At 61.8% G+C, this 22,247-nt stretch carries 22 protein-coding genes; 5 read left to right on the forward strand and 17 right to left on the reverse strand.

Annotated features, from left to right (window positions below):
• A partial coding sequence (locus M9890_10770; GenBank protein MCO5177433.1) for a hypothetical protein occupies positions 1-596 on the forward strand: 596 nt, incomplete at its 5' end.
• A 142-nt stretch (positions 597-738) separates the two neighbouring features.
• On the opposite strand, the gene M9890_10775 is transcribed toward M9890_10770, so the two are convergent.
• Both M9890_10775 and recO read right to left on the reverse strand, forming a co-directional pair.
• Positions 739-1,377 carry a PH domain-containing protein gene (locus M9890_10775; protein MCO5177434.1) on the reverse strand — a complete coding sequence of 213 codons (639 nt, stop codon included), beginning with the start codon at positions 1,375-1,377 and terminating at the stop codon, positions 739-741.
• A 55-nt stretch (positions 1,378-1,432) separates the two neighbouring features.
• On the reverse strand, positions 1,433-2,233 hold the full coding sequence (gene recO, locus M9890_10780) for a DNA repair protein RecO (GenBank protein ID MCO5177435.1): 801 nt from the start codon (positions 2,231-2,233) through the stop codon (positions 1,433-1,435).
• 323 nt (positions 2,234-2,556) lie between these two features.
• Between recO and M9890_10785 the strand changes: the two genes are divergently transcribed.
• Together M9890_10785 and M9890_10790 are read left to right on the forward strand one after the other, a co-directional pair.
• A complete protein-coding gene (locus M9890_10785) occupies positions 2,557-3,279 on the forward strand; it encodes an isochorismatase family protein (GenBank protein MCO5177436.1) in 723 nt (240 codons plus the stop codon).
• Entirely contained in the window at positions 3,279-4,139 is an 861-nt protein-coding gene (locus M9890_10790; protein ID MCO5177437.1) for an NAD(+)/NADH kinase, read from the forward strand. Before M9890_10785 ends, M9890_10790 begins: the two co-directional genes overlap by 1 nt.
• Here the strand turns inward: M9890_10790 and M9890_10795 are convergent.
• The 11 genes from M9890_10795 to M9890_10845 all read right to left on the reverse strand — a co-directional run bounded on the left by M9890_10795 (position 4,078) and on the right by M9890_10845 (position 14,233).
• The gene (locus M9890_10795) at positions 4,078-4,734 is read right to left on the reverse strand and encodes a zinc ribbon domain-containing protein (protein MCO5177438.1); all 657 of its coding nucleotides are present in this window, start codon (positions 4,732-4,734) and stop codon (positions 4,078-4,080) included. The two genes, M9890_10790 and M9890_10795, sit on opposite strands and share 62 nt — an antisense overlap.
• Before the next feature lie 38 nt (positions 4,735-4,772).
• The gene (locus tag M9890_10800; protein MCO5177439.1) at positions 4,773-5,108 is read right to left on the reverse strand and encodes a cyclic-di-AMP receptor; all 336 of its coding nucleotides are present in this window, start codon (positions 5,106-5,108) and stop codon (positions 4,773-4,775) included.
• Between the two features lie 11 nt (positions 5,109-5,119).
• Positions 5,120-5,755 carry a dTMP kinase gene (gene tmk, locus M9890_10805; GenBank protein ID MCO5177440.1) on the reverse strand — a complete coding sequence of 212 codons (636 nt, stop codon included), beginning with the start codon at positions 5,753-5,755 and terminating at the stop codon, positions 5,120-5,122.
• Positions 5,752-5,889 (reverse strand): hypothetical protein, encoded by a 138-nt coding sequence (locus M9890_10810; protein ID MCO5177441.1) that lies wholly within the window; start codon positions 5,887-5,889, stop codon positions 5,752-5,754. The genes tmk and M9890_10810 overlap by 4 nt, the downstream gene beginning before the upstream one ends.
• Positions 5,885-6,568 carry a hypothetical protein gene (locus tag M9890_10815; GenBank protein MCO5177442.1) on the reverse strand — a complete coding sequence of 228 codons (684 nt, stop codon included), beginning with the start codon at positions 6,566-6,568 and terminating at the stop codon, positions 5,885-5,887. The genes M9890_10810 and M9890_10815 overlap by 5 nt, the downstream gene beginning before the upstream one ends.
• Before the next feature lie 126 nt (positions 6,569-6,694).
• On the reverse strand, positions 6,695-7,486 hold the full coding sequence (locus M9890_10820) for an AAA family ATPase (GenBank protein MCO5177443.1): 792 nt from the start codon (positions 7,484-7,486) through the stop codon (positions 6,695-6,697).
• A gap of 5 nt (positions 7,487-7,491) precedes the next feature.
• Positions 7,492-8,493, reverse strand: a complete 1,002-nt coding sequence (locus M9890_10825) for a hypothetical protein (protein MCO5177444.1) — start codon at positions 8,491-8,493, stop codon at positions 7,492-7,494.
• Positions 8,494-8,615: 122 nt separating this feature from the next.
• Positions 8,616-9,224 (reverse strand): recombination mediator RecR, encoded by a 609-nt coding sequence (gene recR / locus M9890_10830; protein MCO5177445.1) that lies wholly within the window; start codon positions 9,222-9,224, stop codon positions 8,616-8,618.
• A gap of 65 nt (positions 9,225-9,289) precedes the next feature.
• The gene (locus tag M9890_10835; protein MCO5177446.1) at positions 9,290-11,542 is read right to left on the reverse strand and encodes a DNA translocase FtsK; all 2,253 of its coding nucleotides are present in this window, start codon (positions 11,540-11,542) and stop codon (positions 9,290-9,292) included.
• 80 nt (positions 11,543-11,622) lie between these two features.
• Positions 11,623-12,252 (reverse strand): uracil-DNA glycosylase, encoded by a 630-nt coding sequence (locus tag M9890_10840; protein ID MCO5177447.1) that lies wholly within the window; start codon positions 12,250-12,252, stop codon positions 11,623-11,625.
• Position 12,253: 1 nt separating this feature from the next.
• Positions 12,254-14,233, reverse strand: coding sequence for an exonuclease domain-containing protein (locus M9890_10845; GenBank protein ID MCO5177448.1), 1,980 nt, complete (start codon positions 14,231-14,233; stop codon positions 12,254-12,256).
• A 211-nt stretch (positions 14,234-14,444) separates the two neighbouring features.
• On the opposite strand from M9890_10845, the gene ligA reads away from it, so the two are divergent.
• On the forward strand, positions 14,445-16,487 hold the full coding sequence (gene ligA, locus M9890_10850; GenBank protein MCO5177449.1) for an NAD-dependent DNA ligase LigA: 2,043 nt from the start codon (positions 14,445-14,447) through the stop codon (positions 16,485-16,487).
• A 21-nt stretch (positions 16,488-16,508) separates the two neighbouring features.
• Positions 16,509-16,727, forward strand: a complete 219-nt coding sequence (locus M9890_10855) for a hypothetical protein (GenBank protein ID MCO5177450.1) — start codon at positions 16,509-16,511, stop codon at positions 16,725-16,727.
• Here the strand turns inward: M9890_10855 and pyrE are convergent.
• The 4 genes from pyrE to M9890_10875 form a co-directional block, all read right to left on the reverse strand.
• Positions 16,724-17,314 (reverse strand): orotate phosphoribosyltransferase, encoded by a 591-nt coding sequence (gene pyrE, locus M9890_10860; protein ID MCO5177451.1) that lies wholly within the window; start codon positions 17,312-17,314, stop codon positions 16,724-16,726. The genes M9890_10855 and pyrE overlap by 4 nt on opposite strands.
• Positions 17,315-17,380: 66 nt before the next feature.
• The gene (cax, locus tag M9890_10865; GenBank protein MCO5177452.1) at positions 17,381-18,442 is read right to left on the reverse strand and encodes a calcium/proton exchanger; all 1,062 of its coding nucleotides are present in this window, start codon (positions 18,440-18,442) and stop codon (positions 17,381-17,383) included.
• A 20-nt stretch (positions 18,443-18,462) separates the two neighbouring features.
• Positions 18,463-21,690: a carbamoyl-phosphate synthase large subunit gene (gene carB / locus M9890_10870; GenBank protein ID MCO5177453.1), complete on the reverse strand. Its 3,228-nt coding sequence runs from the start codon at positions 21,688-21,690 to the stop codon at positions 18,463-18,465.
• A partial coding sequence (locus tag M9890_10875) for a carbamoyl phosphate synthase small subunit (protein MCO5177454.1) occupies positions 21,687-22,247 on the reverse strand: 561 nt, incomplete at its 5' end. The genes M9890_10875 and carB, both read right to left, overlap by 4 nt.

The following is a 22,247-nucleotide window of genomic DNA, read 5'->3' on the forward strand; positions in this document are numbered from 1 at the left end:
TGATCATCCCCGAGCAGGATCGTGGCCTCTGGACACGGCAACAGCTGACCGACCGACTCGCGGCGCTACTTGGTGGCTACGCGGCCGAGCAAGCCATCTTTGGCGACGTCACCACCGGATCATCGAACGACCTTGAGCAGGTATCAGGCATCACCATCTCGATGGTCTCGCGGTATGGCATGGGTCAGGCGTTCGGGCTGCTATCTGCTGGTGAAGACGCCTCTCGCGGGGCCGGATTCTCGCAACGCACAGCGTTCGCAGCCGAATCCGAAGCGCGGCAGATTGTTGACGAAGCGCATGCGCTCGCGCAAACGGTGCTGACTACGCGACGCGACGAGCTGGAGATGCTTGCGGCGACACTGCTGAGAGACGAGACGGTCGAAGGCGACGAACTGATTGCCATGCTCGGCCCGGCAGCAACCGCGAGCGACGACGACCTCGATATACCAACTCTGCTGCGCCAACCGACGGGCATCGCGGGGCCGTCCTCGCGATCCGCACGCAAGGCGTCACGACGCGAGCGCATCGCAGCGCTGCCAGCAGCCATCGTCGCCAGTGCAGTCAACCGTCGACGCCGAACGGTGCCTGGATCGTAACGAGCGAGCGAGTCGTTGGTCTGTCAGTGGCAGGTTGCTGAGTAGCTAAGTACGGTAGTCGCCTCGTAAGCACGCCGCGTTGTGAACGCGGATCGACGTAACATGTTACGCAGGCGATTACCGGCGCTCGAACATCTTCGTGTCAGCTACGCGGTTGGCTGCTCAGAATCTGGGTTCGCCGCTCGGCAAATTCGTCTTCCGAAATGATGCCGGAGTTGCGTAGATCGGTGAGTGCGGCCAACAGATGGCTCTGGTCTTCGACGAACGAGCGGCGTGGCGCGTCGCCGGGATCGTGGAACTCGAGCTTGGCATTCAGTAGCGCGCGCTTGAACGCAAACGGATCGGCAATGCCAGTGAGCTGGTTAACTCCGACCTCTGACCCAGTGATGATCTCGATGTCCCCGTAGTCAAACACGCGACCGATTACCGACTGGCGCATCAGCACGTCGTTGACCTTCTCCAACGCCGAGTCGAACGTTCGCTTATTCAGAATGCCCTCCGCCTGGAGGATGCGGTAGTTCGTGACCACGTACTGCTCTTTGTGCCAGACGAAAAAGCGATAGACGGCCATCGCGAGCGGTACGAGTGAGGCGACGACAATGGCCAACGCCAGCCACGGCGAGAGCTGATCAACGTACATCTGCACGCTGATGGCCGCGACCCAGGCGGCGATGCAAAGCAGAGCGAGCGGAAGCACACGGAGCACCATGAAGACAACGTGGCGATGTGCCACGAGCTCAATCGTCTCGTTCTTACCCAGAAGGTCATCAATATAGGACATTGAGCTCCTCCACTCGACTGGCAAATGGCCCAAGGAGTCTCGCGAAACGTGGACGCTATTCTAACCGGAGTTCGGACAGCACGCGCCGCGCACCGGATTCCCGCCCAACCCTGCGCGCAATATAGCGAGCAAGATGATCATCAACCTCTCGACGAAGGTCGGCAGGGATCTTCAGCGTCAGGACCCGTTGCACATCGCCACGATCGATCATCCGCAGCATCTTCAGTGCGTTGACCGATATCGGCTGCGCTTCGGGGTGGAGCCGAGCGCAGGACGGGCACAGGATCCCGCCTTCGACGCTGAAGCCATTTGTCTCGGGCTCGATGACTCGCTCGCACTCAATGCACTGCTCCAGCTCGGGTCGGTAACCAAGCACGCGCAGGAAGCCAACCTCCGCAATGTAGCTGACCAGTTGCGGGTCGCGTCCTTCGTCGATGAGCCGAAACGCAGCGAAGAGCAGCTCATAGACCTCTTCATGCTGTTCGTCTTCCGGCACAAGGGCATCGACGAGTTCAGCCAGATATCCGGCCGTCGCGATGCACGCCTCTTTGAGGCGCAATGCCTGGAACGTCTCAATGCTCTCCGCCTGCGAAACGATATCCAAACCGCGAGTGCGTGCGATGAGCAGACGGGTAGCGCAGAACGGCTCCAGGTGTCCGGCCAGCTTACTGGTCGTCCGCCGCGACCCCTTTGCCACGACCCGCAACTTGCCTTGCTCGGCGGTCATGACCGTGACGATGCGGTCGGCCTCGCCCAGATCGCGGCGGCGCAGAATGATCCCGCGCACTGAGTACAGGCGCTGGCGATTCCGTTCCGGCGGTGAGACGGGAGATTGATCTGAGGCGTCTGCGCTCATGAGTTCGCAATCGTTTCGCGTGGCAGTCGTAGGTGAGGACCCCTATACTCGACGGTGTTTGTCGCTCGGAAGGAACGGCGGCGTGCGAACAGTCCGCGGAACAGCGCGCGAAACTTTGCTTCTGGCTGCCACTGGATACAACGCTCGATGCTCGCAAGCGTGCATACATCTGTCGGACAGCGTCCTGACTGGACGAAAGGCAGACGATATACCCAACCTGCTCATGCAACTGTACACGTTTCGAGAAGACACCAACCGCAAGTGCGGTTCGTTGTGAGTGAATCTGTTGCACGTCCACGTGATCGCATCTCAGGGAGAATGTAGTGAACCACGGAATGCCGCTTGCCGATCGGTCAGCCCCGTTTCTGAACGCTGTTGAGAGCTGGCTGTTGTCGCTTCCAGAAGGCTCGCTCGAAGAGATCATCGACACCGCCGGCGGTCCAGATCGTGTTGCCATCGTGTCGGTCGATCTCATCGTCGGCTTCTGCCACTCCGGTGCCCTCTCAAGTCCACGCGTCGCAGGATTGCTCGGCCCGGTCGCTGACCTGATGATGGCGGCGCACGATGTCGGTATCACCTCTATCGTCCTCACCCAGGATACCCACCGTCCCGATGCCGAAGAATTCGCCAGTTACCCGCCGCACTGCATCGCGGGTACTGAGGAATCGCAAACTGCTCCGGAGCTGGTCGACCTGCCCATGGCAGACTCGTTCGCAATCGTTGAGAAGAACAGCATCGCCAGCCTGACTGCGCCCGGTTGGCCGGAATGGGAAGCGGAGCATGGCCCGTTCCACACCTGGATCATCGTTGGCGATTGCACGGACCTCTGCGTCTATCAGGCAGCGATGGCACTGAAGCTTCGCAGCCTCGCCGAGCATCGCGGCGAGCGCGTCATCATTCCGGAAAACTGCGTGCAGACCTATGATCTTCCGGTCGATGCCGCGAAGGAGATCGGCGCGCAGCCGCACGATGGCGATCTGCTCCACGCGGTCTTCCTGCATTCGATGGCGCTGAACGGCGTCGAAGTCGTTGCGAAGGTGTCCTGATGCGCAAGCAAATCCCGCCGCGAACCGTGGCGATTGTCCCGGCGCGCGGCAAGCAGAATTCGCACGACCTCGCGCCCGCCATTCACACCTGGCTGCAGGAGCGCGGGCACGAGACGATCGACGAAGCAGCCATCCGAGCCGGTGACCACGCGGACGCGCTGATTGCCCTTGGTGGCGACGGCCTGATGATGCGGATGGCGCACAGCTTCCCCGGCACGCCACTCCTTGGGATCAATTTCGGCAAGGTCGGCTTCCTCGCGATGACCGAGCAGTCGCAGTGGCAGGAAGTGCTGGCCGAGATTCTCGATGGCGACTACGAAGTGCAGGAGGGCCCAACGCTCGGCGCTCACATCGTCCACGACGATGAGACGACGGACGCAGGTTGGGCGATCAACGATGTTGTCCTTCGCAGCGGTATGCAGATGGTCGATGTCGAACTCTACATCGACGGACGTTACGTCAACACCTATCCCGGCGATGGCATGATTGTCGCTTCGCCGCAAGGCAGCACCGCCTACTGCATGGCCGCCGGCGGTCCGATCCTGTCGGCAGGCGTCAGCGGATTTGCCATCACGCCGATCTCGCCGCACTCGCCGATTCGGTCGACACTGGTTGTGCCGGAAGACAGTCTGATTGAGCTTGTGATGTGCAGTGATCGCGAGGCGGCGCTCATCCTCGATGGGCAGATTACACAGTCACTCTCGAACGGCGATCTCGTCAGTGTGACACACAGCCCGCACCGCTTCCGCCTGATCATGACCGAGCAAATGAACTTCTATTCGGCGTTCCAGAGCAAGTTCAATTATCTGATTCGACCCGGCGCGGTGCCGAGCCTGGGGCACGTGCGCCGCGGGAACTGATGTCTTGCGGCGAGGGGTCTACTTGAGTCGCATCGCGGGGTTTCGGTGCTGGCTGAGAAACGTTGCCATCGGCGCGAAAGCCGTCAATCGCTTGCAACGAACCCTGAGTGCCGACCCCGCGAAACCGTGAAGTCTGCTGCCGATCGTCTTCATCGTCTGGCATTGCTTCAACGAGGTCAAACGCGCAGTAGGGGCAGATGTCCCAACGAACATCAACCGGCTTGCGGCACGAGGGGCATTCGGTCCGCAGCACGGTTCGACAATGCGGGCAGAACACGAAGTCGTCGCGGATCGATCGACTGCAGTTCGGGCAGGTATGGACGTCATCAAGATCCTGGAGGAGATACTCGTCTTCCACCGAACGCTGAAACGCTTCGTCCAACGTCTCCTTCGGACGAAGCAACAGGTAGATCACCGCTCCGGGCACCCAGAACAGCACGACGACGAGTGTTGAAAAGATCTGGGTCGCGGCGTTCTCGCTGCGCGTCGTGATGTCTCGATAGGTCCAGACAATCAGTGCGAACCAGAGAGCAATAGCGTACGCGCCGGAGAGCGCGAGAAACATCTGGACTATGCGGGCAACCAACGCTTCCAAACGGGGCGGCTCCTGTCTCCTCGGTGGCGACCTGTTCGCTATGGAATGATGCGCTCGTAGCGGTTGACGTTGCAGATAAAGACGGTTGCCCCGCCAACCTGGACCTCAACCGGCGTTGGCACGTAAAACTCGCCCGGCTCCATAATCGGCATGAGCGGATTGACGTACTGTGTTCGCGTGTAGCAGGTGCGCTTGATGATGCTGAGCACATCGGCAACGTACTCGTCATCCACGCCGACGAGAAAAGTTGCGTTGCTTTCGCGCAGGAAGCCACCAGCGCTGTTGATCTGTGTTGTCCGGTAGCCACCATCCAGCAATGCGGATCGCAGGTTGTCTGCGTCTTTTCCCTGAACGACGGCGAACACCAGCTTCATATGTTCTCGCTTTACACACCGGCCGCCTGGCCGAGAGAGAGTCTCGCCATCACGAGACCGAACACCTCAGTATGCACGATCGACGTCGCTGGCTGCGCGTCAATAACCCGCCAGCGCTCAGTATCTCGCATCGCCTCGGCTCGAAACCACTCACCAACGCGCTGATGAAATTCGACGCGCTCGCGATCGATCCGATTCGCGTCCCCTGCCGTCGTCCGTCGCGCCAGCCCGGCTTCAACCGGCAGGTCCAGAAGCAACGTCAGGTCAGGCCACAAACCGCCAATTGCCAACTCCTGCATTGCAAGGAGCTGGTCGATTGGCAAGCCTCTGCCAGCGCCCTGGTACGCGATTGTCGAATCGACGTAGCGGTCAGACAGAACAATCGCATCATCTGCCAGCGCCGGTCGGATCACACGCTCGACGTGCTCGGCGCGCGCTGCGGTCATCAGATACGCCTCGGTTGCCGCGCCGATGTCCAGGTCGCCGTTCAGCACAATCGCTCTCACGGCCTCGCCAAGCGCCGTTCCGCCAGGCTCGCGCGTCTGCACGACGCGGTATCCGCGCTCCCGCAAGCGATCTGCAAGCATCGCGATCTGCGTCGACTTGCCGGAACCTTCAGTGCCTTCGAATGTGACGAACAGGCTCAACCCTGGATGCCCTCGCGAAAGATCTCGACATGCCGCTGCGGCTCGCGACCGCGACTCCGTGAGCCGATATTGTAGCGGTCAGCAAGCTGGTGCTGCAGTCGGCGTATGTATGGTGCCTGCGGTCGAAGCTCAATCGGCGGCGCGCCAGTCCAGAACAGCGCGCTGATCGCATCCTCGGCCCTTTGAACATGGCCGACTCCGATCGATCACCTGGCGCGAGCGCTCGCTGGTCCGACGAGCCAGGCGCGGCGTCCGGGTTCGTTCTCCCCGCGGACGATCGCGAAACACATTCAGCATCTGGACGACGGTGTTGGATCGCAGGACGTAGATAGCGACGCCACGCGCTTCGGCATCGCGCAGCGGCTGTGGGCGCTGACGGTAATAGTTCTTCAGCGTCAGCACCATGTCCGCCTCGCGCACGTCGCGCACGATCTGAGCAGGTAACGACATCGCCGTCAGCGCCTGCTCCAGGCGGTTGCGGCTGACGCCAAACGGGAAGATCCGCACCGGTCTGGCAGCCGTGCCGCGTCCCTGCATGAGCGGGTTGGACGGCACGCCAGAATCGAGAATCTCATCAATCTCCGGCGGTGCCGGCCGCTGCACTTCCTCGGTGCGACGATGGGTGCGCGCCTCGCGGCGATGGCTGCCACTGCGCTCATCGACCGGCGGCTGCTCCTCCTCAACCACGATCTCGCCGCTTGGCAGCCGCTCACGCAGCTCGAGGCGCTGATGATGATTGCGCAGCATGGCATCGACTGCGGCCGCGACGTCGCGGACAACAGCGACCTTGTCCCGCTCCCGAATCTCCACCATCACCGTGAACGTCGGTGGCGCTTTGCGCTCCAGGATTGACTTCTGCGTGCCGCGTCGGCGAGCCTCTTCGTCACTGAGCGTGACCGACTGAATGCCACCGATCAGGTCAGAGAGTCGGATTCATCATCAGGTTTTCGAGCGGTTACCGTGCGCCGTCCCGATCAGCTGGACGCCGCGCTCAGCGATGGTGCGCGCTGCGGTACGCCTCTGCTCAGTCCCGATTTCGTCAATCACAACGACCTCAGGCATGTGATTCTCGACGGCTTCGATCATGACGTGATGCTGCATGGCTGGAGTCGGAACCTGCATGCGACGTGCACGGCCAATCGAAGGATGTGGGATGTCGCCATCTCCGGCGATCTCGTTGCTGGTGTCGACGATGACGACGCGCTTCTCCAGATCATCGGCAAGCACGCGGGCAACCTCACGCAGCATCGTTGTCTTGCCGACGCCGGGACGGCCCAGGAGCAGAATGCTCTCGCCGGACTCGACAAGGTCGCTGATGATCCCGATAGTCCCGTATACGGCGCGTCCGACGCGGCAAGTCAGGCCAACGATTGCGCCGCTCCGGTTGCGAATCGCCGAGATGCGATGCAGCGTGCGCTCGATGCCGGCTCGATTGTCTTCGCCAAAGCTACCGATGCGCGCGGTAACGCCGGCAAGATCTTCGCGTGTGATCTCATCCTCGCGCAGGAACTCGCTCCCATGCTGGAATCGCGCCTCTGGCCGCCGACCAAGGTCGAGCACGATCTCGATCAGGCCATCGTCGGGCCGCTGCGCAATGACGGCGCGTGTTTGATCGGCGATACGATCTGGAAGCGCCACCAGCAGATCATCGAGATTGTCTCTAATCGCAATCTCCTGCATCTCGGGCACGGCACGTTCTTCGACCACTGCACTCGTGTCAGGTGTAGTCAAAGGCGCTATCGCTCCATTCGCTTACCGGTTGGGTTGACGGACATTGCCGGCGCCCCGGCACAGGCTTCTGCTTGTATGTTGAAGTATGACGGAACGCCCTTCGGTACGCGCTCGCCTTCAACGACCGGGCCAGCAAATCGCTCATACACGACTGCCGGTGCTGTCGTATGCCGGACCAGCGCGACGCGTTCCGTAATGAACGCGAATCCCAGACGTTCGAGTTGCGACCCAAGGTCCAATGCGTACTCAGGTATGACGATGTCAATCTCCTCATTCTGGACACCAGCCAGAGTAAGCGATTCGGACAGGAACTGCGCTGTTACGTGCCGGACAGCCGGCTCAACCAGTAAGTCGACGCGAGCGCAGCGCTTCCCTGTCGTTATTCTGCTATATGCGACGATACCGTCGATTGTTTCAAGCACTGTTTGTATGACTTGACGTCGGCTCGGCAACAGCCGCTCCCGCGCTGTCAACTCTGGAACATCCCACGCCGCGCTGGTGAGTGCCTCAGCAAACTGCACTGGTCGCGGCGTGACATGGTGGTAAAGCTGATGGACGGACCAGACGTCACTCGCTTCCTGTTCACGGAACCCCGGCAGCGATCCTGCAACGCAGGCGACTCCGCTAGCGGTGTGTAACGTCTGATGGGTATACGTCTCAAATCCGGCAGAACGGAGACTCGCAACCGCCGGCGTGCCTTCCGGGGCAACAGCAAACACGCGCTTGGCACCGAGCGAGCCGGAGACAGCAATGCCAAACTCAAGCAACGATGCCCAAATGTCCGTTGCGACCTCAGCACTCATCGACTGTCGAGCTGACCCTGCGCTAAGCGTCACGATATCCCATCGATACGGGATCGACTGTGGACGCATCGTCAGTACGCAACACAGGTCGCCGTCGATAAACGCACCGAAGCGATGCGGCTCCTGAGCGCTTCGTCCCAGGAGCTCCCGAACATGCTGCGCGAGGCGAGGCTGCGCGTCTTCCGAGTCTGCGCTCCAGGTCAACAGGGCTACATGCTCACCGACAGCGCGGAGAGCTGGGATGTCACGTGGTGTCAGTGATCGAAATGCGAGGGCAGCCACGTTGCCGTATCCCCTCGTTCCTTCGGCGGTGTCGAAGACCGCCGCTATAGCGTCCGGCGTCCTGCGAGTGCCCGACCGAGCGTAACCTCGTCGGCATATTCCAGGTCTCCACCAACCGGCAAACCGCTGGCGGGACGGCTTATGGTGACACCTGTCGCGGCGAGCTGGCGAGCGATGTACATGGCCGTTGCGTCGCCTTCGATATTCGGATTCGTTGCCAGAATGACCTCAGTCGGATGTTCGCGCTCCACGCGCTCAACCAACTCGCGGATACGCAGCTTGTCCGGTCCGATGCCGTCGACCGGTGAAATCGCGCCGTGCAGCACATGGTACAGCCCACGGTATTCGCCAGTTCGATCCAGCGCCAGGACATCGAGCGGTTCCTCAACGACGCAGATCAGGTTCTGGTCGCGCGCTGCATCCTGGCAGACCGAACACGGATTCTGTTCGGTGATGTTGAAACATCGCGAGCAGAGGACGATGCGATCCTTGACCTCGATCACCGCTTCGGCGAGTGCGAGGGCCTGCTCTCGTGGCGCTCGGAGCAGGAAGTACGCCATTCGCGAGGCGGACTTCGGGCCGACACCCGGCAAGCGACCGAGCTCGTCGATCAGCCGCGCGACGGGTTCAACTGTAATTCGTGTCGGGCGCACCGATGAGCCTCCGTCGCAGAACAAGCGTTCAACCTAAGTATACCGATCGCCCAACGGGTCCCTGACTATTCATCATCCCAATCGTCGTCTGACACGAGGACGGTGCGACCGCGAGAGCCATCGGCGGGTCCTATGTAGCCTTCATCTTCCATCGCCTCAATCAGACGCGCGGCCCGGTTGTAGCCAATTCGCAGCCTTCGTTGGAGCATGGATGCCGAAGCAGAGCCCTGCTGCTTCACGATCGAGAGCGCCTGCTCAAACAGCGGGTCTTCGCTTGCATCGTCTGAACTCTCGGATGGAAGCTGCACCCACTCTTCCTCATACTGCATCTCAGGTGCCAGCATCACCCAGTGCCTCACGAGCGCTTGCAGCTCCTGATCGTCAACGTAGGAACCCTGCACGCGGTGTGGTTTGGCCACATCGGCCGGCATGAACAGCATGTCGCCGCGTCCGAGCAGGCGTTCCGCGCCGGGCACATCAAGGATCACGCGGCTGTCGGTCTGCGACGAAACCGCAAAGGCGATCCGTGCCGGCACGTTGGCCTTGATAAGCCCTGTCAGGACATCGACCGACGGTCGCTGCGTCGCAATCAGCAGGTGGATGCCAGTTGCCCGTGCCATCTGCGCGAGGCGAACGAGCAGCGTCTCGACCTCGTCCGGCGTGGTCATCATCAAATCTGCCAGCTCGTCGATGATGACGACCAGGTACGGCAGCTTCTCGAGCGTTGGGTCGGTCGAGCGACGCAACTCGTAGCCGTCGATGTTGCGAACGCCCAGGCGTGAGAAGGTCTGGTAGCGCCGCTCCATCTCCCTCAACACCGCCCGCAGCGCGGGAACGACCTTGTCCATCTCCGTGATGACCGGCGACTTGAGGTGCGGGATACCTTCATAGCCCGATAGCTCGACCATCTTCGGATCGATCATGATCATCTTGAGATCGTCCGGCGACTTGGTCAGCAGGAACGTGGCGATGATCCCGTTGATGCAAACACTCTTGCCCGACCCGGTCGCACCAGCGATGAGCATGTGCGGCATTCGCGTCAGGTCACCGATGATGTAGCGTCCGTTGACATCGCGACCCATTGGCAGAGGAATTTTGGCCTTGCTCTTCACGAACGTTGCCGACTCAAGGACCTCGCGCAGGCCAACCGTAGAGATACTGCCGTTCGGGATCTCCAGACCCACGCGAGCCATTCCCGGCACAGGCGCTTCGATGCGCAATGACGTCGCTGCCAGCGCGAGCGCGAGGTCGTTCTGCAGCTCGGTGATCCGTCGCACCTTCACGCCAGCACCCGGCTCCAGCGTGAAGAGCGTGACTGCCGGCCCCGGAAAGATCTCGCGAACAGACGCCTCGACCTTGAACGACGCCAGCGTCGATTCGATCCGTCGCGCCTTGGATTCAAGCTCAGGCCCATCCGGCTCGGTGCTCTCATACGTCTTCAGCAGCTCAAGCGACGGAAGCTTCCAGGCTCCGGGCCGTGCCGGGACCACATCGTCGTCCTTCTTCGCAGGCGGGTCCTTTCGGGTTACCTGTTCGGACTTCGGGCGATTGATGACTGGCTTTGGCGGTGGCACTGGTTCGAGGCGAACCGGAGTCGCTTCGGTCGCTGGTTCCGGCTCGGATACCGGATAGGTTTCGGTTTCAACGGAATCGATCGCCGTTGTCGCGTTCTCGGGCAGATCGAGTACAGGCATCGGCACACGCCGCCGAGGGCGGATTCTGCGCCAGGAATCAGCAATTTCGCGGGTGTCGTATCCGGTAACGAGGAAGACGCCGACGATGCCTATCGACAGCAAGACAAGCGCCGCACCAACCTCGCCGACAATCGCCATCAGCCCCCTGGCAACACCGAGGCCGGCATACCCACCGGCGGACTCGACCTTGCCTTCGAGATTCTGGAGCCCTAGCAGTCCGACGATGGAAACAAGTGTGACGACTCCGCCAACGATGCGGCGCGTTCGCTGCGCCGCATCGCCTGCGCGCCAGAGCTCGACGGCCACGATCGCCAGGCCAAATGGCACGATAATCGAAGCGAGACCGAGCAGCAATGCGAATCCGTCGCCGGCCAGCGACAGAACGCTCCCACCGGCGAGACCAACAATCGGAAGCGCTGTCAGGACGGCAAGCGTGAAGACGACGAACGCCAGAATCTCATCACGCAACCGAGGTGCAACTTCGATTCGCGGCACTCGCCGAGTCTCGGGCTTTTCGGACGGGGATCGTCTGGATTTGAATTCCACGATCTTGCCCGGCGAGGTGCGGTCGGACGCCGCGACCTCGTCCCCTTTCCGTTCTTTGACACTTGCTCGTGCTGCCACCGTTACTCCCTCATCCTCGATCAGTGTACGTACACTCTACGAAGAGTAGAGAGATCGGTCAAGCGCGCGTACGTACGACATCAGAATAATCGCGCCTGATTGACGGGCGGCGGGGAGCTTTCGATCTTGTCGCGATCTTCCTTCGCCTTCGCCACATACATCGGCAGTCGCTCGAAGTCAGCGAGGATCGTGGCACGCAGCGAACCCTGGTGCAGTGCGGCGGCTGGGTGGTACATCGGCACGATCACCCGCTCACCGACTCGCTTCGGCTGGCCGTGAATACGCGAGATGCGCTCGTTCGGGAACCAGCGCGACATCGAATAGCGACCGAGCGTAACGATCACCATCGGATCGATCGTCTCGATCTGCCGCTCCAGATACGGATAGCAAGCTTCGATCTCATCCGGTAGCGGGTCGCGATTGCCCGGCGGGCGGCACTTCACGACATTGGTAATGAAGACAGTTTCCCGGCTGAGATTGATCGATTCAAGCAGCTCATTCAGGAACTTTCCAGCAGCGCCGATAAACGGGAGTCCCTGTTTGTCTTCGTTATATCCCGGCGCTTCGCCGATGAACATGATCTCGGCGTCAGCAGCGCCTTGGCCGGGAACCGCGTTCGTACGCCCCCTACATAACTCACAGCGCGTACAGGTCCGCACCATTGCTGCGACTTCATCGAGAATCCTGATCTGCTCTTCGATAACTGCCATATCACCCCCCGAGCGACGCAGAAGTGTCCGTACATACTGTCGCTACACTATCGTACTCCGTCGCACCGGTATCGTCAGCCTCCTCGCCGCCTGAGCCTTCCCCGAACGGTACTGACAGATCGACCCCCAATATCTGGATGCAGCCGTCATCAACCGTTCTGTCGTCTAATGGGATGTACGCTTCGTGATTCGGAGTACGCCGCATCCACCGGGCCAGTATTGCCATCTCATCGACAGCGTGGTGATCGGGCAGGAAGCCGTCGGCGGCCAGCGTCGCGCGCTGATGGATCGGCTCAAAGCGGACGGCGAGATCCCGCGCCGTCTCGTCATCATTCACCGTGAGCGCCGCCCAGCGCCGACCGTTGAGCAGGTACCACACGGTTCGCGTTCCGGTCTCAATGCCCGGCAGCACAAGCAACGCCTGCCGATGCTGTGCCACATCATCCAGCCCACGCTGCTCGCGCGCGAGCGTTTCGACCTGCTTGATGCGGTCGCGGAGTGTGGCGGCGCGCTCAAAATCCAACGACGCGACCGTGTCTTCCAGCTTGGTGTGGAGTCGCTTGATCAGCCGACGATCGTCCCCGCGGAAGAATTCCAGCACATCATAAACATACTCACGATAGAGTTCCGGGTCTGCCTGACCGATACACGGTCCGAGACAGCGGTTCAGGCTCAGCTCCAGGCAGGGCGAGCCATATGAGCGCTTGTCCATGAACGAGCGGCGGCAGGTGCGGAGTGGCAGCGTATCGTTGACCAGCGCAACCGCCTTGCGTGCACTCGACGCTGCCCTGAATGGTCCGAAATACGTCGCTCCATCGTTGGCACGGTCGCGGGCGACCGTCACACGCGGCCACGGGTTCGACACATCGACACGCACATAGACGTACTGCTCGACATTCCGCTGGACGACATTGAACCGTGGTCGATAGCGGCGAATGAGCTGGGATTCCAGGACCAGCGCTTCCAGCTCGCAGCCGACAACTTCAACATCAATCCGCTCCAGCGTCTGAATCAGGCCGTCCATCTTGCGCGTGTAGCCAAGCGGCTGCGAATAGTACGAGGAGACGCGCTTGCGCAGGTCGCGCGCCTTGCCGACGTAGATCACCGAGCCCGCGCCATCGCGCATGATGTAGACACCCGGGGCGTGCGGGATGCCGTCCAGGTGCCCACGATCGAGAATCGAGCGGGCGCGGCCCACCGGCCGTTGAACCGGTACCGGCGCGCGCCGCTTCTGATTCATACTCGTGAGGTCGTCGAGCGACGTGAGCCCCTGTGTTCGAGCGCGCGCCAGTAGCGCACCGAATACGTCGAGCGTCGTCGAAGCATCCGCCAACGCCCGGTGCGCCTCCTTGCTCTGCACCCCGAGCGCTCGAGCGACATCTCCGAGGTTCAACCGCCGAGCCTCCGACACCAGCGTCGAGGCGAGAGCCAGCGTGTCGATGCTCTGATTGACCAGCTTGGGCAGACCTGCGCGCACCATCTCGGCATTGACGAACGCCAGGTCGAACTCAACATTGTGTCCGATGACAGGCAGGTCACCAATAATCTCGACGATCGTCGGCGCAATCGAGCGAAACTCCGGCGCACCGGCGAGCATGTGATCGTCGATGCTCGTCAGCGTGCGAATGTAATCGGGGACCTTGCGACCGGGATTCACCAGCGAAGACCAACGTAGCGGCGAACCATGCGGCGAAACCCGGATGAGCCCAACCTCGATGACGCGCTGATGGCTCGGCTTCAGCCCGGTTGTCTCCACATCCAGTACGACAAATTCATCAGGAAACGTGACAACGTCTGGTGTGGTGCGCGTTGTCCAGAGGCCATCAGGGCGCAATCGAGCCGCGGGATGCTGAGCGAGGACGTTGCGCAGCAACGGTCGCCACAACGCGGCGTTCGTCGCGTTGCCGAACACGCGGGCAATCAGCAACGTTTCATCGATTGCACCATCGTGCTCTTCAATGCAGGCAATCGCCCGATCCACCAGGTTCGGATACTCAAGACTATCCTGTTGTGGGGGGTCGGCGGGTTCGTGGTGCGAGATCATAGCTTCCCCAGAGGTGACTTGAGGTCACGACATGGGCAGTATACGATCAGAACAAGTGTACGAACAAGCCATGCTATACTGCGTCGGCGTCCAGCAATTTCGACGCCCGCTGCTGACCTTTCCGATCCCCGTGGAGAGGGCTTTGACTATGGACGATGCTCTGGCGAAACAACGCGTGGAGGAACTTCGCGCCCTCATCAATCAGTACAACCACGAGTACTACGTCCTGCAGCAGCCAAGCGTGACAGATGCCGAGTGGGACGCCCTCTTCCATGAGCTCAAGGCACTCGAAGAGGTCCATCCGGAGCTGATCACACCCGATTCACCAACCCAGCAGATTGGCGCGTTGCCGGCCGCCGGCTTCACGCCGGTACGCCACGATGTGCCGATGCTGTCACTTGGCAATGTGTTCAACCGTGACGAGCTGGAGCGCTGGGTCAGTCAGGTCTATCGCCTCTCGGGGCACGACGACCTCACCTTCGTCGTCGAGGCCAAGATCGACGGTGTCGCCAGCAGCCTGCTCTATCGCGATGGCCGCCTGCAACGCGGCTCAACACGTGGCGACGGGTTCGTCGGCGAAGACGTCACGTCCAACATGCGCACGATCCGCGACATCCCGCATGCGCTCACCGCCGCAGCGGAGATTCCGTCTACACTCGAAGCACGCGGCGAAGTGTACATGCGCCGCAGCGAGTTCGAGGCCATGAACGCCGAGCGCGTCGAGAAGGGCGAGCAGACGTTCGCCAATCCGCGCAACGCAGCGTCCGGCGCGCTGCGGCAGCTCGATTCGCGCGTCACAGCAACTCGCCCACTGCGCCTCTTTGTCTACTCCGGCGTCACCCAGGGCAACAACCTGCCGGATAGGCACTCCGATATCCTGCAACTGCTCTCTGACGCCGGGCTGACGACCAGTCCGGACTACACCATCTGCTCGACCATCGACGAGATCTGGGCGCGCTGCGAGTGGTGGTACGAGCGCCGCCCGAACCTCGACTTCGACATCGACGGCGTCGTTGTGAAAGTCGACGACACGAGGCTGTACGACGAGATTGGCACCGTGGCCCGCGAGCCGCGCTGGGCGATTGCCTACAAGTTCCCGGCCATGCAGGCGACGACTGTCCTTGAGGCGATCGAAGTCCATGTCGGACGTACCGGTAGCCTCAACCCGCTCGCCCATCTGCGACCCGTGCAGATCGGCGGGGTGACCGTCAGTCGTGCGACGCTGCATAACGAAGACGAGATCCGCCGTCTTGGCGTTCGCATCGGCGATACGGTCGTCATTCAGCGGGCCGGCGATGTCATCCCGAAGATCCTCAGCGTCGTCGAGGCGGCGCGAACCGGCGATGAGCAGGAGTTCGTCTGGCCGGATCACTGCCCCGTCTGCGGCTCCTCGATCGAGCGCGTGCCCGGCGAAGCCATGTCGTACTGCGTCAACACTTCCGGCTGCCCCGCACAGCTGCGCGAGAGTGTCGTCCATTTTGTTTCACGCGGTGCGATGGATATTGAAGGGCTCGGCAGCAAGCTGGCAGCGCGCTTCGTCGATGCCGGGCTGATCCTCTCGCTCGCTGACATCTACCGCCTGCCGTGGGAATCGATCGTCGAGATGGACGGTCTTGGCGAGAAGAGCGTCGAACGCCTCCAGCGCTCGATCGAGCTCAGCAAGCAGCAGCCTCTCGCGCGCGTCCTGTTCGCGCTCGGCATCCGCCACGTCGGCGAGCGCAATGCGCAACTGCTGGCCGAACACTTCGGCTCAGTCGCGGCGATCTCTGACGCGGAGGTCGAGGCACTCGCGAGCGTGCCCGGCGTTGGCCCGGTTGTCGCTCAGTCGATCCACGACTGGTTTGCCGAGCCGCGTAATCTGGAGCTGATCGCAGAGTTAACGGCGGCCGGTCTGACGATCGAGCAGGAACGCCCAGAACCCGCACCTGAGACGGAGTGGCAGGGACTGGCTGTCGTTCTGACCGGACGGCTGGAGACGATGCCCCGATCCGACGCTGAGGCGATCCTGAAGCGCCTCGGTGCGCGCGTGTCATCGTCGGTGTCGCGCAAGACGTCGATCGTCGTCGCCGGTGCCGAAGCGGGCAGCAAAGCCGAGAAGGCACGCGAATACGGTGTGACGATCATTGATGAGGCCGAGTTTCTGCGACGCCTCGCAGAGGCCGGTGTCGAGGTGCCGAGCGATTCTGCCTGAGGGGCATGAGGGGGACGCACTATGGCCGAGATTTCGAGACACTCCAGTGGCGACGATGATCCCAGCCAGATCGTCCGGACCATTGGCCGACTCGCACAGATGATCATCGAGTTGCGCGATGAGTACGTTGCGCACGCAAACGAAGACGTCCTCGATCAACTGGAGCGCCGTCTGGCCGAAATGTCCGATCTGCGGACGCGCCTGCGACACGCCCGCAACGATCAGACAGCCGCAGGCTAGCTGGCGGACTGACTCGACGTGGAGCCCGGCTTGGTCAACGGCACACCTGCCTGGCATTGCGGGCAGTCGTCCGCTGTCCACGTTTCGATTGACAGAGATGCGAGCGGCACGAGCGGCGGCCCGAACGAGACCGCGCCGCCCGAACGGTCCACAAGGACGGCAATGGTGCGAACATCCGCGTTCACCACATCGAGGGCCGCAAGCGTCTCGCGGATTGAGCCGCCTGTCGTCAGGATGTCATCAACCAGCAAAACGCGCGTTCCTGGCGCGATAATCGTCCCGCGCTTGAATGAGCGTTCGCTTGCGCCGTCTCGTGCGCGCTCGGCGTAAGCAGCCGGTAGGCCGAGCTGGCGACCGATCTCAAACGCCAGCAAAATGCCACCAGTCGTTGGGCCGACGACGAGATCAACATCCGTATCCGGTAGTTGCGCGATTAATTGGCGACAGGCTATTTCCGCTGCCTGTGGATTGCGCAGCAGGTCGAATTTCTCGACGTACTGATCGCTATGGCGTCCGGACGCAAGCAGGAAATGCCCGCTCTTCAACGCGCCGATTTCACGTAGCTGCCTCAGAAAGTCGTTGCTCACCCACACCCCTCCTTATCGCGCCGCTCTGACGCGTATCTACAAAACACGTACCTATCCCGCGTTCAATCAGGTTGGAAGAAAGAAGAAGACCACACCGGCCATGACATACAGGCCGAGCAGCTGGAGCGCCTCCAGCCAGTTTGATTCGCCGTCAGCGCTGATATAGGCAAAGAGGAGCGCTGACATCCCGACCACGATGATCTCCAGCGGCACGAATGTCAGGTCCATCTTGTTGCCCAGCGGATAGCTGAGCAGGACGAACAACGGCGCGACCAGCAACGCGACCTGCGTCGATGAGCCGGCAGCAATGCCCTGCGTGATGTCGGCGCGGTTCCGCGCCGCGAACAGGACGGCAGAGAAGTGCTCGGCCACGTTGCCGATGATCGGCACGAGGATGATGCCGACGAAGAACTCCGAGAGGTGCGCGCGTTCAGCAACGTGCTCAACCGTCCCAACCAGTAACTCGGCAAGGATGACAGTCGCGACGGTCGCCGCTACCAGCACGCCGATCGCAAGCCAGAGAGACCAGCCAACGCCGCCATCTTCGTCATCGTGCGCACCGACCTCGTCTTCAAGATCCTGCCGTCCCTGACTTGTCAGCGAATACACAATGTAGGCGACGTACAGCGCAATCAGGACGATTGACACGCCGAGACTCACCCGGTGAATGTCGTCAGGATGAGGATCAGCGATGGCAAATGCGGCCGGCATGAGCAGACTCGCGAGGGCAATCAGCATCATCGCTGAATTGCGCCCCGCCTCGCGAGCGTCGAAGCGCAGCACACCATGCCGCCAGCCGCCGACCAGAAAGCCCATCCCGAGGACCAGCAGCAGGTTGCCAATAATCGAGCCGGTTACCGACGCCTTCACGAGATCGAGCAGGCCGCGATTGATGGCGACGATGCCGATGATCAACTCGGCGGCATTGCCGAAGGTCGCGTTGAGGAGACCGCCCCACTTCGGTCCGACGTGCTCTGAGAGCGCCTCAGTGGCCTGACCGATCAGACCGGAGATGGGGATGATGCCAAGCGCTGCCAGTGCAAACACCAGAATCTCCGACATGCCGGCGAAGTGGGCGATGATTGCGCCGACGCCGAACACCAGCATGCCGTAGAGCCATCGTGGCATCGATCCCCCTCACGCGACGTTTAGTAGAACACGGAGATCCGCGAGCGGTAGTGTGGCAGAGGTTGGATTGTATAGGCACCCGTCGCCCGCTCCATGGCGTTGACGACTGCAGCGGCAGTGTCGATCGAGGTGATGCAGGGAATGCCTTTTTCGACCGCTGCGCGCCGAATCTGGAAGCCATCCAGCATCTCGGTTTCTGCCGGCCCCGGTGTGTTGATGACCCCCTGAACCGTGCCGTCGAGGATGACATCGAGCATGTCCGGGCGTCCTTGCCCGATGCGCTTCGTCACCATCTTCACGGGTATGCCGTTGTGCTCGATCATCGCTGCTGTGCCCTCGGTCGCGTAGAGTTGGCAGCCCATCTGTGCCAGGCGCTCGATGATCGGCAAGGTCTCGGCCTTGTCGCGGTCTGCAACACTGACGAGGATCGCCTCGTGCGACTTCAGCGCCAACCCGGAAGCCAGCATCGCCTTGTAGAACGCCGGGGCGAACTCGCGGTCAATGCCCATGGCTTCGCCGGTCGACTTCATCTCCGGGCCGAGATTCACCTCAACGCCGCGCAGCTTGGCCATCGAGAAGACTGGAGCCTTAACTGCCACGAGCGGCTGGCGCGGCCAGAGACCGCCACTGTAGCCCTGCTCGCTCAGCGATATGCCGAGCATCGCCCGCGTGGCGAGCTCGATGATCGGAACGCCGGTGGCCTTGGACAGGAACGGCACTGTGCGGCTACCACGCGGATTGACCTCGAGAACATACAGCCGACCAGCATGGATGACGTACTGAATGTTGACCAGTCCGATAACGCCGAGCTCCAGCGCAATCTTGGTCGTGTACTCGACAAGCCGCTCGACCTCGCTCGGGAACAGATTGACGCCGGGATAGACGGCGTAGGAATCCCCGGAGTGCACACCGGCACGCTCGATATGTTCCATGATGCCGGGAATCAGAACGTCGGTACCGTCGCAAATCGCGTCAACCTCGACCTCTTTGCCTTCGAGGTAGCGGTCGATCAGGATCGGGTGGCCGCTCTGGAAGTCGACGTTTGTTGCCAGGTAGCGAGCGAGATAGTCCGCCGAGTGGACGACCTCCATCGCCCGTCCGCCGAGGACGTAGGACGGTCGCACCAGCACCGGATAGCCGAGTCGGTCTGCCACATCAATCGCAGCATCCAGTGTTGTCACCGCCGTGCCCGGCGGTTGCGGGATGCCGATCCGATTCAGGAATGCCTCGAAGCGCTCACGATCTTCGGCCAGGTCGATGGTGTCGACGCTGGAGCCGAGAACGGGCACGCCGCGCTCGGTCAGCGGGCTGGCCAGGTTGATGGCCGTCTGCCCACCGAACTGCAGAATGACCGGGACGTTCGCGGGATCGCCGAAACCTTCGTGACGCAGGATCTCACCAACGGCTTCATGATCCAGCGCCTCGAAGTAGAGCCGATCGGAGGTGTCGAAGTCGGTCGACACCGTCTCGGGGTTGGAGTTGATCATGATCGCGGATGTACCAGCATTGCGCAGCGCCTGCGCGGCCTGCACGCTGCAATAGTCGAACTCGATACCTTGCCCGATACGAATCGGACCAGAGCCGATGACGACCGCCTTGGGCGTTTCCAGCGGTGGCGCTTCATCCTCTTCGTCGTAGGTGCTGTAGTAATACGGCGTCGCGGCCTCGAACTCGGCGGCGCAAGTGTCGACCATCTTGAAGACCGGCGTTATCCCGGCTTCGTAGCGCATGGACCGAACGTCCTCTTCGGCCTTGCCACCGAGCTGAGCGATCTGCGCATCGGAGAATCCGAACCGCTTGGCTTCCCAGAGGAACTGCTCGGTCAGCGGCTCGCTCGCGATGCGCTTCTCCATCTCGATGATGCGTGCCAACTCGTGGATAAACCACGGGTCGATCGCCGACAGCTCGAAGATTTCTTCCTCGCTGACGCCGCGTCGCAGCGCAGCAGTCACTGCCCAGAGACGCTCGTCGTTGGGTCGGCGGATGGCGTCGAGCAGCGTGTCCTGGCCGGACCAGGCTGCACTCTCCCAGAGCAGATCCGGCGCATCGCTCTCCAGCGACCGGGCCGCCTTCTGCATCGCAGCGGCGAACGAGCGGTCGATCGCCATGACCTCGCCGGTGGCCTTCATCTGAGTACCCAGCGAGCGGTCAGCACGGCGGAACTTGTCGAACGGCCAGCGCGGAATCTTGGTGACGATGTAGTCGAGCGCCGGCTCGAATGCCGCCGTCGTCTTTTTCGTGACCGGATTGATCAGCTCGTCCAGGCGCTTGCCGATCGCAATCTTGGCCGACATGCGCGCGATCGGATAGCCGGTCGCCTTCGAGGCCAGCGCCGACGAGCGGCTGACGCGCGGGTTCACCTCGATCACCGGGTAGGCGAAGGACTCCGGATCGAGCGCGTACTGGATGTTGCAGCCGCCTTCGATGCCCAGCCCGCTGATGATCTTGAGCGCGGAGCTGCGCAGCATCTGATATTCGTGATCGGAAAGGGTCTGGCTGGGAGCGACCACGATGCTGTCGCCGGTGTGGACACCGAGCGGATCGAAGTTCTCCATATTGCAGATCGTGATGCAGGTGTCCGCGCTGTCGCGCATGACCTCATACTCGATCTCTTTCCAGCCCGTCAGCGAACGCTCCAGCAGGATCTGGTGAATCGGACTGGCGTTGAGCCCGCTGGCGACGATGCGGTCGAGCTCTTCGGGCGTCGAGGCAACGCCGCCTCCAGTTCCGCCCAGCGTGAACGCGGGACGAATGACCAACGGCAACGGCACCTGCTTGGCGAACTCGCGAGCCTCTTCGATCGAATGCACGATAGCGCTTTCGACTGCCGGTTCGCCGATCTCTTCGAGCATTTCCTTGAAGAGCGCCCGGTCCTCGGCCCGTTTGATGGCCGAAAGCTGCGTTCCCAGCAGTTTGACCCCGTATTGATCGAGCATGCCAAGCTCGGCGACTTCGACGGCAAGGTTGAGCCCGGTCTGCCCGCCAAGCGTTGGCAGCAGGCCGTCCGGCTTCTCGCGCTGGATGATGCGCCGAATGACCTCCGGCCGGAGCGGTTCGATATAGACCGCATCGGCGACGTCTTCATCGGTCATGATGGTGGCGGGATTCGAGTTGACGAGGATCGTGCGGATCCCCTCTTCTCTCAGGGCACGGCAGGCCTGGGTTCCGGCATAGTCGAATTCGGCCGCCTGACCGATGACGATCGGTCCCGAACCGAGGACCAGAACGCTGCGAATGTCGTTGCTCACGCTGCTTTCCTTGCCCTCACCATATCCAGGAAGTCGTCGAAGAGGTTGCTGCTATCCCACGGTCCGGGCGACGCCTCGGGGTGGAATTGCACCGAGATGATCGGCAATGTCGAATGACGCAGCCCCTCGACACTTCGATCGTTGAGGTTGACCAATGCGACCTCCCACTCCGATGAAGGGGGAATCGTGGAACCGTCCACGTAGTACCCATGATTCTGCGCCGTAATCGACACCGCGCCCGTACGCAGGTCTTTGACCGGCTGGTTGCCGCCGCGATGCCCAAACTTCAGCTTCCCGGTATCGGCGCCGATCGCGCGCGCCAGCAGCTGATGGCCAAGGCAGATACCGAAGTACGGGATATCGGCCGCCAGCGTGGCATGCACGAAATCGAGCCCGCTATCGAGATTCCGCGGATCGCCGGGACCTGGAGAGACGATGACGCCATCGGGTTTCAGCGCTTCGATGTCGGAAAACGGCGTGCCGTAGGGCACGACCGAGACGACGGCGCCGCGATCGACCAGCGACTGGACGATGTTGAACTTCACCCCGCAATCGAC

It is taken from the genome of Thermomicrobiales bacterium (assembly GCA_023954495.1).
Classification (GTDB): Bacteria; Chloroflexota; Chloroflexia; order Thermomicrobiales; family CFX8; genus JAMLIA01.

Coding starts and splice junctions, on each gene's coding strand:
- M9890_10775 (MCO5177434.1), bottom strand. CDS start 1,377: ATGTCCTATATTGATGACCTTCTGGGTAAGAACGAGACGATTGAGCTC.
- recO (MCO5177435.1), bottom strand. CDS start 2,233: ATGAGCGCAGACGCCTCAGATCAATCTCCCGTCTCACCGCCGGAACGG.
- M9890_10790 (MCO5177437.1), top strand. CDS start 3,279: ATGCGCAAGCAAATCCCGCCGCGAACCGTGGCGATTGTCCCGGCGCGC.
- M9890_10800 (MCO5177439.1), bottom strand. CDS start 5,108: ATGAAGCTGGTGTTCGCCGTCGTTCAGGGAAAAGACGCAGACAACCTG.
- M9890_10815 (MCO5177442.1), bottom strand. CDS start 6,568: ATGGTGGAGATTCGGGAGCGGGACAAGGTCGCTGTTGTCCGCGACGTC.
- M9890_10840 (MCO5177447.1), bottom strand. CDS start 12,252: ATGGCAGTTATCGAAGAGCAGATCAGGATTCTCGATGAAGTCGCAGCA.
- ligA (MCO5177449.1), top strand. CDS start 14,445: ATGGACGATGCTCTGGCGAAACAACGCGTGGAGGAACTTCGCGCCCTC.
- M9890_10855 (MCO5177450.1), top strand. CDS start 16,509: ATGGCCGAGATTTCGAGACACTCCAGTGGCGACGATGATCCCAGCCAG.
- cax (MCO5177452.1), bottom strand. CDS start 18,442: ATGCCACGATGGCTCTACGGCATGCTGGTGTTCGGCGTCGGCGCAATC.